The following is a 14,983-nucleotide window of genomic DNA, read 5'->3' on the forward strand; positions in this document are numbered from 1 at the left end:
TGCGCTCTTTTATAGGCTGATTACGGGGATAAACATCCTTCAGTTCGGCTGAAAATCATCGGGCTGGGATTTGTGGCTAGCAGTTGGGTCCGTTGTAACCAATAACAAAACGAACTTTTCGTACAAGGGTGTTTTCCCCGCCTTGCAGATACCTGCCAACCGCCAAAAGGCATCAGGCAGCAGTCATTAATAAGGAGATGGGAATGGATAAATTAGGGCAAAGGTTTGTTGCTGCAGCAATAGCCGGAAGTATCGCAGTGGCACATGCCGGAACTGCTGAGAATAGCTTTAATAGCTATGAGGTAAATGGGAGGACAGTTCAAGAGCAACTGACGGTGAGCGATGGCAGTGTGGCAGAAAACCTGGAGCTTATGTTCTCGGCGTTGGACAGGTCTGAGTTACCTTCTGGTTTTTGGCTGGAGAAAGGGGCACTACTGCATCGGCAATCCATTTTACAGCGTAATGGAAAGGTCAGTGATGATAGCCGGGATTCAGCTAAAGGGGCTGTATTCTCTGATATGTACAGTGAGCTGTTCCAGGCGGCAAAAGAGACTAACCAGCTTCCCTCCCTTGCCGATATTCGACTTCGTACGCAGCGCAATTTCGAGCGTTTTCAGGCTTTGCCTTTGGCAGTCTCATTAGTGAACTATGACTCGATAGACCCTGCGTCACTTGAAGATGGACGCTTGATTGTACGTGATAACAAACTGTACCACCCCCGCGGGGCACAGGCCTATTGGCGTTCAGGATTGTTTGTAAGCGCCGGTGTTACCGGGGTGAGTTCTGCCATGTGCACCAGTCCCCAAATGGTGCTTCCCAGCGACATGCTTGTCTCGAATATGAATTATCGCGGCAGTCCAGTATCTCTGCATTCTGCATCTATTCAGTTCGAGGGCAGCCGTGAAGTTATTTCAGTCAGACCAGACGTGCCTTTTGAACTCCCTGGAGAGGTCCAGAATTTGTCGGGTGCAGGCTTCAATATCACATTGAACACCAGCGCGGGCGTGTTTCATGCTGTCTCTGAAGTTGATGTGTTGCCCTGTGGTATAGGTGATTTGCCTTATCAGCCGCCTTTGCCTCACTGCGATCTTCCCCAAACCGTAGCTACCCATGCTTACGCTGGAGAGTTTGGGCGTCTCAACGCCAGGGTGTATCCGGCATCGGGAGACACAGATGACTGTCATCAGCTTAAGCGGGCGCTGGTGATTATGGATGGCTTTGACATCCTCAATAACCGCAATGCCACCACGCTGTGGAATGAGTTTGGTGAAGGCATAGACCGTTTTATCGATTTGGGCTTTGACGTTATCACGCTGGATTATCATGTGGGCAATGACTATATCCAGCGCAATGGGCAGGCGCTCAGAACATTTATGGTGGATACGCTGCCAACGCTTATGGACGCAGCCCCAGACACAACGGACGTGGCAGTTATCGCCGGAAGCATGGGAGCGCAGGTGGTGAATTACGGATTGCGTCATGCAGAGATGAATAGCGAGGAGCACAACACCAGATTATTTATGGCGTTTGATACTGAATATCAGGGGGCAAATATCCCGATCGGACTGCAACTTGAGCTCGCGTATCTGGATAGCTTGCCCGGTGATAGTGAGGCATTGGGAGGCTTCATCGATGCCATCAACAGTCCTGCTGCCCGTCAGCTGTTAATGCATCACTACAATTCAGGCTCAGGTACCTATGCTCCATCAGGTCTTTTCAACAGCTTCATGGCTGAGATTCATGGTCTGGGCTTACCTCTGCTGAGTCGCAATGTAGGTGTTGCCAATGGCAGTGGCACAGGTGACAACTTTAACAATGGTCTGGCGGCCAATTTATCCTATGTGGCTGCTTCCGAGGGCGTTAAAAAAATCTATCTGTCAGCGAATACTGACCACAATGGCAGGGTGTTTCATGGCAAGCTCAAATGGCTGGGCATATTACTGTCTGAATGGACATACGATATCTATTCCGGTGCTTTGGCTGATGATGTCAGACCGGGAAGCTTCAGGCACACCCCTATAGATATAGCCGGTGGTTATAACGGCAGCAGTGATTCTATTGGCACCATGACCTATGCCATTGATGAACATGCGTTTGTCCCCACAGAAAGTGCACTGGGTGCCGATTTTGATGATATTTATCATGAAAAGTGTAATTCCCAGCATGCCACTTTAACTGTCGGAAACCTGGAAGTCTTTGAGGCTGAATTGATTGCCATGAGAGATGGTGTAACACCGACGCCCATCGAACCCTGGACAACCCCCTGTGAAGAGCCTGAGCCAGTATTGTGCGCTCAAAATGTTGCATGGTGGGATGGCACCTTTATCTCGCCGACGATTGTTGGTGCCTCATGTAAAGTGGCCGATATACCAACAGGCAAAGTTGGGTTTGTTGAGGGACAGGACTATTACCTGGAAAATGAAGTTGAATGTCCAGGCGCTTCCACTTACGACTTCGTAAACGGTAATTGCAGATTGACTATCGTTCCACCCGGCGGTAATTACAGCAGTGCTTCAGGCAATATTACTATTTACCCGGTAACTGGTCCTGTAGCGGCATTCTGTCCACTGAATACGACAAATATTGCGGGAGGTGATGACTTTGCCAGTTACCGTGTCTGTGAGGTGAATATTCCTGTCGGCTATACACCCGGAGATATTGAACAAGAGGGCGATAGGCTGGTGATAGATATAGGTGACCCTTGCCCAATTGGGACACCGGACTATCCCGGCTGCTGGATAGGTGAGGCGCCTGCAGGCACGGCGCCAACAATTGCGGCTGATGCCTTCTACTACATAGAGTAGCGACCATAGTAAGGTCATAAAAAAGCCCCGTCTCAATGACGGGGCTTAATCTTTTGAAAGCTTAGAGTTCAGCAAGTACCTGTGCAGGTTACTTGTAGAAAGCTTCTACCTGACCCTTGATGGTCATCAGCAGTGGCTGACCACGGCGGTCCAGTGCCTTTGGAGAGGCGACTTTAATCCAACCTTCGCTGATGCAGTACTCTTCAACGTCAAAACGCTCTTTGCCATTGATACGGATGCCGATATCGTGCTCAAAAACTTCAGCAATATGGTGTGGGCTGCGTGGGTTGATAGACAGGCGGTCAGGCAGTGCCGGCAGAGATTTAGTATCAGTCATGATAATTATCTTCAATAAATAGAAACGAGCGACATTGTAGGCAATCGCTATACCGGGCTCAACAGATAATGAGCCTGTCAGCCGGTGCTTGTTAAAGTGGATTCCGCATCTGTGAGCTAAATACTCAGATTGAAGATAAAGAGAGCTGCCCCGAACTAAGCAGATGGGTGATATAAAAAGTTAATACAATCAGGCTAATGTTGATGAAAATGCGAGCAGTGATGCCCCGCCTTTTGTAGTTGATATCAAATGCGCTGGATAGCACGACCACTAATCCCATAAAGGTGAACCAGGGGGTAAAGAAAAAGATGGGTTTCCATTTGAACAGGGTAACTGCCAGATCGTGTAGTGCGCCACTGACGGCAAAGGTCATCAATATCGCCAGCCAACGGGGCAGAAATTTGACCAGAGGTCGCATCACATAACGGGATAGGTAGTAACTCCATATCGGGTTCCAGTGCTGCCAGAATTGAGGAAAGGACTCTGCACCTAACGAGCGCCTCAGCATCGCCTGTAACGACCCAGACGCACCCAAAGGCAGGCCATTGCGCTTTTTGACGTACTCTCCCAGTGAACTGGATTTACTCATATTTTTGTTACTTCCCTGTAGCTGCATTGACTGTTTACCGTTTAACCAGCCTACACAATATCTCACCCAAATGGAGCTTACGCCCTAAAACTCAGTTACGTGTCCCTTGTTATTCATACCTGAAACTTATGAGGATAACCGTCTGACTGTCGGGGGATGCTTTAAAAAGGTAGAAATGTCCTGTATGTATATTAATCATATCGTTTCCTGATGACTGAACCCGGGGGCGATATTAGATGCAAAGCACTGGGACATGACGGGAGAAAAGGATGCGCGGAGCAGGCGGCAGTAGCGGTGGGCTGGGACACTTTTTTATTGGCCTGACCATGATGATAGTGGGTTTATATTTGTTGCTAAATGCCATCCAGGTGCGCTCCAGCTTCGGCATGGGTATGTCTCTCTACGGCTTCCAGGCGGGGGGATTCAACGTCAGTATCACCACAGGTATGGTGATGGTGCCCTTTATCTTCGGTGTCGGCATCATGTTCTACAACTCAAAAAATCCCATTGGCTGGCTGCTCACCTTCGGCGCCATCGCCGCCCTGCTGTTTGGGGTTATCACCTCTGTTCACTTCAGTATGCGCGCTATGACCGCATTTGATCTGATTGTCATCCTGGTTCTCAGTTTCGGCGGTTTGGGGCTGTTCCTTAGGTCGCTTAAGAACTTTGATACCACGGCGAGTGAAGCGGATTGAGTCTCTAACTCCTCGATTGAGTTAAGGTGATGTTCTTCATCGACGAATCTATGTCTTTTTTCTGCTTTACTTCTCCAAAGCGATAAGGAAAAGAGTGATTACTCTTGAACATTGGGCCAAATGAAAAGGAAAACGGTAAGTATTGGGTCAGGTAGAACTGTTGAATTTCCTGCTGACGCCAAGCTAAGTATTTTACTGTCATCTTCACCGCCCTTTGCTTCGACGCTAATGGCCGGAAATAAAAATTGATACCAATACTCGAATCCCAAAGAATAGTGCTTCGCCCTTATCGGCAATCGGACGCTAAAAGTATCCAAAAATTAGCTGGCGCAACGGTTATTGCTGAGATGACGGCCAATATTCCTCATCCATATTTAGAGGGGATGGCGGAAGATTGGATTTCAAAACATGAGCCGTGGTTCCAAAACAGAGAAGCCGTCGTACTTGCTATTCAGCTTGCTGACACTGGGGAGCACATTGGAGCCATCAGCATTACGCAAATAGATGGCTTGTCGGGAAATTTGGGGTATTGGCTTGGTGTTCCATATTGGGGAAATGGTTACTGCTCGGAAGCTGCTTCTCTTGTTGTTAAATATGGCTTCAATAAATTTGGGCTAGACCTTATTTACGCAAGGCATCTACCAGAAAACTTGGCTTCTGGAAAAGTCCTGTCAAAAAATGGTTTCGTATTCAAGGGCGAGGTGTTGATTGGTGGTCGTGAGCTTCTACACTATGAACTACCCATTAGTCAGTGGCAAAACACTAACAAGCACGAGCTTGGGACGCATAGTTCGCCCCAGCAGTGAAGATTATGTTAGCCGTAAGCGTCAAAGGGAAATTGGAGGCTGATAATGTGGTTCGAGTGTAAATGTGGGCATCGAATACATGATATTTCAGACGCTCACCATTATAAGGCTCACATCATTCCAGACAAACAGTGGAATCCTTTTTGGGACGAAGTGGATGATGCTATCGAGAATTCTGGACCGTCTTCTAAAGATAAGGAGCGCGCATGTATGGCGCTTAGATCTAAGGAGTATGGGCGACAGAGTGTTTATCAATGCCCAGTTTGTGGGCGAATCTACTTTGAACTGGGAAATGGTGAGATGGTTTGCTTCAAGCCCGAATTGGACTCTACTTCAAAGAAGCTTTTTGATACTGATTAGAAGGCTTTAGCTTTTATGACTAACTTGGCAAGGGAGCTGCAGGAGGGCGAATGGCCACGATGTGGCCAGCTTTGAGCGCGAGATAGGGATATCGAGCTGGCAGTTAAACATGGATGTTTGCCGCTGTTGATCCCCTCTTGCACGGGTTTGGGGTGGAAACCCAAGATGTACTTCGGCCGTCAGGCCGACTTTAACACCGCGTGAGCTTAAGTGAAGTCCTGACTACTCAGGACCTCACTCCACATCATAATCCAACACTGGCTGCAACCACTTCTCTACCTCGGCAACACTCATTCCCTTACGCACAGCGTAATCTTCTACCTGATCTCTGCCCACATTGGTGACGCCGAAATAGCGGGATTTGGGGTGAGCGAAGTACCAGCCACTGACTGCGGCTGTAGGGTACATGGCAAAGCTCTCGGTGATCTTCAAGTCAATACACTCGTCGGGCTTAAGCAACTCCCACAGCAGGCCCTTTTCCGTGTGGTCCGGGCAGGCAGGGTAACCTGGGGCAGGACGTATGCCTTTATACTTTTCACGGATAAGCGCTTCGTTATCCAGCTCTTCCTCGGCAGCATAACCCCAGAATTCTTTACGAACGCGCTCGTGCATGCGCTCGGCAAAGGCCTCTGCCAGACGGTCAGCCAGTACTTTAAGCATAATGGCGTTGTAGTCATCATGGTTTGCTTCAAAGCGCTCAAGATGCTCATCAATGCCATGCCCCGCAGTCACCGCAAAACCGCCGGTGTAGTCGGCCACGCCTGAGTCTTTGGGAGCGACAAAATCCGCCAGACAGAAGTTGTCATTGCCGACACGCTCTATCTGCATACGCAGGTGGTGAGTGGTCATCAGCACCTCTGAGCGAGACTCATCGGTATAGAGCTCAATGTCGTCATGGTTAACGGTATTGGCCGGGAACAGACCAATCACGCCTTTGGCGGTCAGCCACTTTTCATCGATGATGGTTTGCAGCATTACTTTTGCGTCCGCATACAGCTTACGGGCCTCTTCGCCCACCACTTCATCTTCCAGAATCCGGGGGAAGTGACCATGTAGCTCCCAGGCGCGGAAGAATGGCGTCCAGTCGATACGGTCCACCAAGTCTTCAAGCGGGTAGTCGTCAAACACCTGAATGCCCAGCTGTTTAGGCTTAAAAGGCGTGTGAGCCTGCCAATCCAGCTGGCAATGGTTTTCCCGTGCCGCTTCAATGGAGACAATCTCTTTGCGCTTGGCCTGAGACAGGCGCTTTTCACGCATTTCGTCATACTCCTCATAGATGGCATCTATGGTGGGTTGACGGGTTTGGTTGTTAATCAGCTTACTGACCATGGGCACGGCACGGGAGGCATCCGGAATATAGATGGCGCCATGGGGGGCATGGGGCGCAATCTTCACCGCGGTATGGATTTTAGAGCAGGTGGCGCCGCCGATAATGGCGGGAATGGTCAGGCCTTCACGGGTGAAGGCTTTTACATTGTGTACCATCTCATCCAGGCTTGGGGTTATCAGGCCTGACATACCAATAATGTCGACTTTCTCCGCCTTGGCCACCTCAATGATTTTCTCCACCGGCACCATAACGCCGAGATCTATCACCTCATAGCCGTTACAGGCCAGCACCACGCCAACAATGTTTTTACCTATATCGTGCACATCGCCCTTCACCGTGACCATAAGCACCTTACCATTGCTTTGGCCTTCCACCTTTTCGGCTTCGATATAGGGATTGAGGTAGGCCACTGCTTTCTTCATTACCCGCGCGGATTTAACCACCTGAGGCAGGAACATTTTGCCTGAACCAAACAGATCGCCTACCACATTCATGCCATCCATCAGCGGGCCTTCAATCACATCCAGCGGACGGCTGGCTTGCTGACGGGCCTCTTCGGTGTCGCTATCTATGTACTCGGTAATGCCTTTGACCAGTGCATGCTCCAGGCGCTTGTTGACAGGCCACTCGCGCCAGGCCAGATCTTCCTTCTTGGCACCGGCGCTGCCGTCCCCCCTGTACTTCTCTGCGATCTCCAGCAATTGTTCGGTATTGGAGGAGTCTGCCACCGGGCAGGGCAGGTTAAGCACCACGGCTTCAACCTTTTCTTTCAGTTCGGCATCAATGTCGTCGTAAATCGCCAATTGACCGGCGTTAACAATGCCCATGTCCATACCCGCCTTAATCGCGTGGTACAGGAACACTGCATGAATGGCTTCGCGCACGGGATTATTGCCGCGGAAGGAGAATGAGACGTTGGAGACTCCACCGGAAATCATGGCGTGGGGCAGGGTACGCTTAATCTCTGCCGTGGCCTCAATAAAGTCCACCGCATAGTTGTCGTGCTCTTCAATGCCTGTGGCAATGGCAAAGATATTGGGATCGAAGATGATATCTTCCGGTGGAAAGCCCACCTGATTCACCAGAATATTGTAGGCGCGGGTACAGATCTCAATCTTACGGTTGCGGGTATCGGCCTGGCCTGTCTCATCGAAGGCCATGACGATAGTTGCGGCACCATAGCGTTTGATCAGCTTAGCCTGCTGAATAAAGAGCTCTTCGCCTTCTTTGAGCGAGATGGAGTTGACTATGCCCTTGCCCTGAATGCACTTAAGGCCTGCCTCCAGCACTTCCCACTTGGAGGAGTCAATCATCACAGGTACGCGGCTGATATCAGGCTCAGAGGCAATCAGGTTGAGGAAGGTGGTCATCACCTCCACGCCATCCAGCATGCCTTCATCCATATTGATATCGATGATTTGGGCGCCGTTCTCTACCTGATCCCGGGCGACTTCCAGCGCGGTTTCATACTGGCCTTCTTTAATCAGTCGTAAAAAACGCGCTGAGCCGGTGACATTGGTGCGCTCACCTACGTTCACAAACAGAGAGTCCGCTTCTATGGTGCAGGGCTCCAGACCAGACAAACGGCAGGCGACCGGGATATCCGGAGCGATGCGGGGAGCAAAGTGATCAATGGCCTCGCGGATAACCCGGATATGCTCAGGGGTGGTACCACAGCAGCCACCAACGATATTGAGCATGCCAGCTTCGGCCCACTCACTGATCACTTCCGCCATCTCCTCAGGCGTTTCATCATAGCCGCCGAACTCATTGGGCAGACCGGCATTGGGGTGAGCTGAAATAGCGCATTCACTGATGCGGTGCAGTTCTTCCACATAGGGACGAAGCTCTTTTGGCCCCAGAGCGCAGTTCAGTCCCATGCTGATTGGGTTTACATGGCGCAGCGAGTTATAGAAGGCTTCAGTTGTCTGGCCGGTCAGAGTGCGGCCCGAGGCATCGGTAATAGTGCCTGAAATCATTACCGGCAGTTTAAAGCCCAAAGACTCGAACACACCTTCAATGGCAAACAGCGCAGCCTTGGCGTTGAGGGTATCGAAAATGGTTTCCACCAGAATGATGTCGGCGCCACCTTCAATCAGTGCTGTGGTGGATTCTGTGTAGGCCTCGACTAGGTCATCAAAGTGCACATTACGAAAGCCCGGGTTGTTCACATCAGGGCTGATGGAGCAGGTTCGGTTTGTAGGGCCCAGTACCCCGGCCACATAGCGCTGAATACCCGTTTGGGCAGTGATCTCATCTGCTACTTCCCGGGCAAGGCGGGCACCTTCGCGGTTAATTTCTGCCGACAGCGATTGCATATCATAGTCAGCCATGGCGATAGTGGTAGCGTTGAAGGTATTGGTTTCCAGAATATCGGCGCCAGCCAGCAGGTACTCTTTGTGGATATCCCTGATAAGCTGTGGCTGACTCAGTACCAGCAGGTCATTGTTGCCTTTGACATCGCAATGCCAGTCGCTGAACCTGTCGCCACGGTAATCGACCTCCTCCAGTTTGTGCTGCTGGATCATGGTTCCCATGGCACCATCGAGAATAAGAATACGTTTGGCCAGTGACTGCTGCAGGGAGTCAAAGACTGCCTGGCTGGATTCGAGGGTATGTGGTGTAGGGCTTGCCATGCTTTACTTCCTGTGCGCTGCGCCGCTGCATCTGCAGGCGGTTGTTCATACTCAATAACTTAGTTCAATAGCCTGACTTGAGAGCCTGGGTTATTACAGAAATTGGTTTGGACATTTATACGTATAGACGTCCATAATATTCACCTTGAGTGTGCAGGGCAAGCCGGGCGCTCAAATTTTATCAAAACTCATGATGTACAAGAGATTGGAGCTAACATGAGCAGCAGTTTGCGATTGGTGTTTCTGCGTCACGGTGCCTGCGAAGGGGGAAATATTCTACGGGGTGTGACCGATGTGCCCTTATCCGCTGAAGGAGAAATGCAAATGCAGCGTCGGGCTGACGGTTTGCTATCTCGTTATGGATATCCATCAAGAGTTATTACCTCTCCCCGTATCCGTTGTCGGCAATTTGCCTGTGCCAGGGCGGCTGAGTTTGGCCTGAGTGCTGAGGTGCTCGAGGGCTTTGCCGAGATGAATTATGGCATTTGGGATGGCAAAACATTTGATGAGATATATCAGACCGATGGCGAGGCGTTTGATGCCTTTTATCGGGATCCATGGAGCAATCCGCCGCTAGCTGGGGAAACTATGGAAGCCTTTGAAAGTCGTGTTAAAGAAGCGTTTGAGCAAGTCTGTGACCAGGCGTTTTCAGCATCGAACTTAAGTCCTGGCTCAGAGCCCGTATGGGTCGTGTGCCACGCTGGTGTCATGTTGGTATTGATGGCTCATATTATGGGGCTCCAGCAGCAGGCGGGAATTTTTAATGGCATGGCGCTACCCTATGCCGCTGCCATGGAAGTGACTGTGATACGTCACGATCATAAGTACTGGCCGAGGCTGCATTGGCCCGGTTAGCTCCCCATTATGAACTAACCCAAAGTGATAGTTTGACAATATCTCTGATGCGGGGCAGTCCCCCTAATGCTATTTATTCTTAAAAACAGCATAATGCAAAACTCTTGTAAGACTTTTTGACTAGTTTGCGTCACACACGCAGGTATTCGTTTCAAGGGAATCGGGTTAAGCCCGAACTGTGCCCGCAACTGTGGTGATAGCCTGTCACGTATGGCTATCAGAGTCAGATTACTTGGCGAATATCATTTGAACACCCCGGGCGGGGCCACCCGGAAGGAGCGAGAATGCATAATCAATTATTACTAACTCTTCCTGGCATACATCAGACTTATGGTGGCTGATATGCAACATCATGAGCCAGCCGTTCTGACTGTGGATCAACTGTCGTGGTCCGCTGCAGGTAAAGCTTTGCTGCGGGAGATCAGTTTTTCTATTCCCACCGGAAGCATGTTGGGGCTGATTGGACCCAATGGTGCCGGTAAGTCCTCTTTGTTGCGCTGTCTTTATCGCTATATCAGAGCGCAGCAGGGACGGAGCTTACTGGATGGCCGGGACATAGAGAGCTTCAGTGCCAAAGAGTTTGCGCGTTGCGTTGCTGTGGTACAGCAGGACACGCCAGCGCAAATGGATCTGTCGGTGCGCGAACTGGTCAGTATGGGGCTGACTCCTCATAAAGGCTGGCTGGAGTTTGACAGCAGGCAAGACAGACTCAAAGTGTCTGCTGCATTGGACAAAGTGGGGATGCAGGCGCTGGCGGATCGGCCGTTCAACCTTTTGTCCGGCGGTGAAAAACAGCGTGCCCTTATTGCCAGAGCCATAGTTCAACAACCCAGATTGTTGATTTTGGACGAGCCGACCAATCATCTGGATATTCGTTATCAAATTCAGATACTCGAGCTGGTACGAAGCCTGGGAGTCAGTGTCATTGCTTCCATTCATGATCTCAATCTTGCCAGCGCCCTGTGCGATAAGCTGTTGCTGCTCAACCGCGGTGAGCTGGTCGCCAGAGGAGTGCCTGAAAAGGTGCTGACAGAGGCGATGATTGCTGATGTATTCGGTGTCTGCTGCCAGATTTCCCCTCACCCTCAACATGGTAAGCCATTGATCTCCTACTTTTACGGCTACCAGCGGGAGGTCGACCATGGGGTTTGAATGGCGTGAGCAGTCGTTGGCAACGAAATTCAGTTTGCTGCTGTTTGTTATTTTTGCCCTGTTAACACCATTACTGGCCACAGGGTTTGGCGCTGTGCATCTGTCTGTTGAGCAGGTGTGGCAGTCTCTGTTTGGTGGCGGGCAGGACCTGACCAGTCGAATTGTATTTGAGCTCAGGTTGCCCAGAATATTGCTGGCCTTTATTGCGGGGGCCGGACTGGCACTTGCCGGTGCCGCACTGCAACTGGCCACCAGAAACCCTCTTGCCGACCCTTATCTGTTTGGCATCTCTTCGGGTGCGTCTTTCGGTGCCATCTGTGTGATGACCTTGTTGGGAGGCAGTTTCTCAGGGCTGTTATCAGGTTCAGAGTTACTTTCCGGAGCCTGGCTCAGTCAACTGACCTTGCCTGTTGGGGCCTTGTTGGGTTCTGCACTGTCTGTACTGCTGGTGTTCTCTATGAGCGGTGGCGGTTATCAGATTGAGAGAATTTTGCTGTCAGGCGTCGCGGTGTCATTTATGTTCGCGGCGCTGGGAAGCCTGTTGTTGTATTTTTCTGAGCCACAGGCTGCCGCTGCGGTGCTTTTCTGGACATTGGGCAGTTTTGCCCGGGCCAGTTGGACCGGACTTTGGCTGCCAGCCCTCGCAGTGGCAGGAGGCTTCGTTGTGCTATTGGCACTGAAGCGTTCCTTGCTGGCCCTGTTGGGAGGCGATGAAACGGCTCATACGCTGGGGATTAAAGTCCCTTTTTTACGTATGGGCATTTTGTTACTTTGCTCTGTGATGACCGCAGTTTTAGTGGCGACCTGCGGCGGCATAGGGTTTGTAGGGTTAATGATTCCCCATATTGTCAGGCTGTTGGTGCCGGGTGTTCAGTCTCTTTGGCTGACGGCTCTGGCTGGCGGTGTGTTTATGGTATGGGTTGATGTATTGGCAAGGACGCTGTTGGATAATCAGGAGCTGCCGGTTGGGGTGATCACCTCGGCATTGGGCAGTTTGTTTTTCTTGTATGTGTTGCGCCGTCGGCGTCGGGTGATCCATGAATAATTACAATATCCATTACCTTAATCACGACCGTGACAAGGAAATTCAGACTCGAATCGATCAGATGACCAAACCCCCCGGGGCTTTGGGAGAGCTGGAAGTTCTGGCCACACAGTTGGCCAGAATTCAGGGGACTGATGAGCTTAATATCAAGCGTCCTGTGATGATGGTTTTCGCCGCCGACCACGGCATTGCGGCCCATGGTGTATCGATTGCTCCCCAGGCTGTCACCCGTCAGATGGTGCAGAATTTTATCGCCGGCGGTGCCGCTATTAATGTGTTCTGTCGCCATAATGGCTGGGAACTGGAGGTAGTGGATGCCGGTATACTTGAACCCCTCGACGGCGAGGAGGCCGAAGGCGTCACAGTCAGAAGGTTAGGAGCTGGTACCCGGGCTTTTCATGAAGCTCAGGCGATGACCCAAAGCCAGATGCAGCAGGGCTTTGAATGGGCAAAAGAGCTGGTGGATAAACACTATCAACAGGGCTCCAATGTGATTGCCTTTGGTGAGATGGGTATAGGCAACACCTCTTCTGCTGCCGCAATCATGTCCGCCATGATGGATCTGGATGTGAGCGTTTGTGTTGGCCGGGGTACCGGGATTGATGACAGTTCGCTGGAGTTGAAAAAGAAACTGATTGCTCAGGCGGTAGCGCTGCACAAACCCAATATGAATAACGCCCTGGACATACTCACCTGTGTTGGCGGCTTTGAAGTGGTGCAGATTACAGGAGCGATTCTGGCCGCAGCGGAAAGGGGCATGTTGGTGGTTATCGATGGCTTTATCGCCTCGGCCGCCGCTATGGTGGCAGTCAGCATCAATGCCGCCAGCCGGGACTATATGGTGTTCGCCCATGAATCCTCTGAGCAGGGGCATCAACTTATGTTGCGCTTGCTGGATGCCAAGCCACTGCTGCGTCTGGGGTTGAGGCTGGGTGAAGGAACCGGTGCGGCCTTGGCGTTGCCACTGATTCGGGCGGCGGCTGATTTTTATAATGAGATGGCAAGTTTTGAGACCGCAAAGGTAACCGATGTCAGTGGTAAGGAATGAAGTTGCATTAATCTGGGTTGCACTGGGTTATTTCACCCGCATACCTGTGCCTCAATGGGTGTGGACAGATCAGGATAGACTCAACCGGGCCAGCCGCTACTTTGGGCTGGTTGGTTTTTTGATGGGCGCTGCGAGCGCTCTTGTTTTCTGGCTTTCATCTTTGGTTTTACCTGCTCCAATCGCTGTAATACTGGCGATGGTAGCCAGCTTACTGCTTACCGGATGCTTCCATGAAGATGGCCTGGCCGATACCGCTGATGGTCTTGGCGGTGGTTGGCAACTGGCCGATAAACTCAGAATTATGAAAGATTCCCGTTTGGGCAGTTATGGCGCATTGGTGCTGTTAATGGCTGTGCTGCTCAAGTGGCAATTGTTGACTGAGCTGGCGAATCTTTCAGTAAATTTCACGGCAACGGCTCTGATCCTTGGTCATACTTTGAGTCGGGTCCTGGCGGCCAGCATGATTTTTACTGAGCCTTATGTTCGCGATGATGACAGTAAAAGCAAACCCATAGTGACCGAGCAAAACTGGAACGATTTGTGGGTGTTGCTGACGACGGGAGTCCTGGTTTTACTGCTCTTGCCCGGTATGCAGGCCTTGATGTTGTTGATCTCTCTGGTGGTATGTCGCTGGCTGTTGGTGAGATGGCTCAGAGCCCAGTTGGGAGGATATACCGGTGATACGCTGGGGGCGTGTCAGCAAATAGGTGAGCTTGTTGTATATCTCTTATTGGTCGCTCTCTTGATTGGTGGCGGGCAATGATTCATCTGGTGATTGGTGGTGCCCGCAGCGGTAAAAGCCGTTTTGCCGAAGCCAGGGTTGGTGAGTTTGCGGCCCGGGGTTATGAATGTCATTACTTTGCCACTGCACAGGGCCTGGATGAAGAGATGCAGCACCGCATTCAAAGGCACCAGCAGGACAGGTTGGGTTCAGATATTTATTGGCATAATCATGAGGTTGGTGTTGATTTGCTACCTGCGCTCCAGCAACACACCAGCGACAACAGGGTGATTCTGGTCGATTGTTTAACCTTATGGCTTACAGGGCTTTTGTGTGAAGAGCATGAGGAGTACCATGATGAGTCGGATAATCATTCTCACTCACTGATCAGCCAGCATATTGATGCTCTGCAAGAGGCTCTTGGACAAGTGCCAGGCGAGGTGATTCTGGTCAGTAATGAAGTCGGTTCAGGAATTGTGCCTCTGGGACAATTAAGCCGACAGTTTGTCGACGAAGCCGGACGAATGAACCAGGCTATCGCGGCAATTGCACAAAAAGTCACTCTGGTGGTGGCAGGACTGCCAGTAGAACTAAAAGGATAACAG

12 protein-coding genes are annotated in these 14,983 nt (G+C 50.9%); 9 read left to right on the forward strand and 3 right to left on the reverse strand.

Features of this window, described 5'->3' with window-relative positions:
- Positions 1–203 precede the first annotated feature (203 nt).
- A complete protein-coding gene (locus tag ACFOE0_RS02305; RefSeq protein ID WP_248937338.1) occupies positions 204–2,804 on the forward strand; it encodes a hypothetical protein in 2,601 nt (866 codons plus the stop codon).
- Positions 2,805–2,892: 88 nt separating this feature from the next.
- Here the strand turns inward: ACFOE0_RS02305 and ACFOE0_RS02310 are convergent, their stop codons facing one another.
- Positions 2,893–3,141, reverse strand: a complete 249-nt coding sequence (locus ACFOE0_RS02310; protein WP_248937339.1) for a DUF3297 family protein — start codon at positions 3,139–3,141, stop codon at positions 2,893–2,895.
- A gap of 124 nt (positions 3,142–3,265) precedes the next feature.
- Complete coding sequence (locus ACFOE0_RS02315; RefSeq protein ID WP_248937340.1) at positions 3,266–3,730, reverse strand: MBOAT family protein; 465 nt, start codon at positions 3,728–3,730, stop codon at positions 3,266–3,268.
- A gap of 269 nt (positions 3,731–3,999) precedes the next feature.
- Between ACFOE0_RS02315 and ACFOE0_RS02320 the strand changes: the two genes are divergently transcribed.
- Both ACFOE0_RS02320 and ACFOE0_RS02325 read left to right on the forward strand, forming a co-directional pair.
- Positions 4,000–4,425, forward strand: coding sequence for a hypothetical protein (locus ACFOE0_RS02320; protein ID WP_248937341.1), 426 nt, complete (start codon positions 4,000–4,002; stop codon positions 4,423–4,425).
- 245 nt (positions 4,426–4,670) lie between these two features.
- Positions 4,671–5,231, forward strand: a complete 561-nt coding sequence (locus ACFOE0_RS02325; protein WP_248937342.1) for a GNAT family N-acetyltransferase — start codon at positions 4,671–4,673, stop codon at positions 5,229–5,231.
- A 594-nt stretch (positions 5,232–5,825) separates the two neighbouring features.
- On the opposite strand, the gene metH is transcribed toward ACFOE0_RS02325, so the two are convergent.
- Entirely contained in the window at positions 5,826–9,557 is a 3,732-nt protein-coding gene (metH, locus tag ACFOE0_RS02330) for a methionine synthase (RefSeq protein WP_248937343.1), read from the reverse strand.
- A gap of 216 nt (positions 9,558–9,773) precedes the next feature.
- Here metH and ACFOE0_RS02335 point away from each other — a divergent pair, with 216 nt between their 5' ends.
- The 6 genes from ACFOE0_RS02335 (at position 9,774) to cobU (ending at position 14,980) form a co-directional block, all read left to right on the forward strand.
- Positions 9,774–10,412, forward strand: coding sequence for a histidine phosphatase family protein (locus ACFOE0_RS02335; RefSeq protein WP_248937344.1), 639 nt, complete (start codon positions 9,774–9,776; stop codon positions 10,410–10,412).
- Between the two features lie 342 nt (positions 10,413–10,754).
- The gene (locus tag ACFOE0_RS02340; RefSeq protein ID WP_248937345.1) at positions 10,755–11,564 is read left to right on the forward strand and encodes an ABC transporter ATP-binding protein; all 810 of its coding nucleotides are present in this window, start codon (positions 10,755–10,757) and stop codon (positions 11,562–11,564) included.
- Complete coding sequence (locus ACFOE0_RS02345) at positions 11,554–12,609, forward strand: FecCD family ABC transporter permease (protein ID WP_248937346.1); 1,056 nt, start codon at positions 11,554–11,556, stop codon at positions 12,607–12,609. The genes ACFOE0_RS02340 and ACFOE0_RS02345 overlap by 11 nt, the downstream gene beginning before the upstream one ends.
- Positions 12,602–13,657, forward strand: coding sequence for a nicotinate-nucleotide--dimethylbenzimidazole phosphoribosyltransferase (cobT, locus tag ACFOE0_RS02350; RefSeq protein ID WP_248937347.1), 1,056 nt, complete (start codon positions 12,602–12,604; stop codon positions 13,655–13,657). Before ACFOE0_RS02345 ends, cobT begins: the two co-directional genes overlap by 8 nt.
- Complete coding sequence (locus ACFOE0_RS02355; RefSeq protein ID WP_248937348.1) at positions 13,638–14,420, forward strand: adenosylcobinamide-GDP ribazoletransferase; 783 nt, start codon at positions 13,638–13,640, stop codon at positions 14,418–14,420. Before cobT ends, ACFOE0_RS02355 begins: the two co-directional genes overlap by 20 nt.
- Complete coding sequence (cobU, locus tag ACFOE0_RS02360; protein ID WP_248937349.1) at positions 14,417–14,980, forward strand: bifunctional adenosylcobinamide kinase/adenosylcobinamide-phosphate guanylyltransferase; 564 nt, start codon at positions 14,417–14,419, stop codon at positions 14,978–14,980. The genes ACFOE0_RS02355 and cobU overlap by 4 nt, the downstream gene beginning before the upstream one ends.
- Positions 14,981–14,983: the final 3 nt, after the last annotated feature.

The sequence above is a fragment of the Shewanella submarina genome (genome assembly GCF_042646185.1).
Classification (GTDB): domain Bacteria; phylum Pseudomonadota; class Gammaproteobacteria; order Enterobacterales; family Shewanellaceae; genus Shewanella; species Shewanella corallii.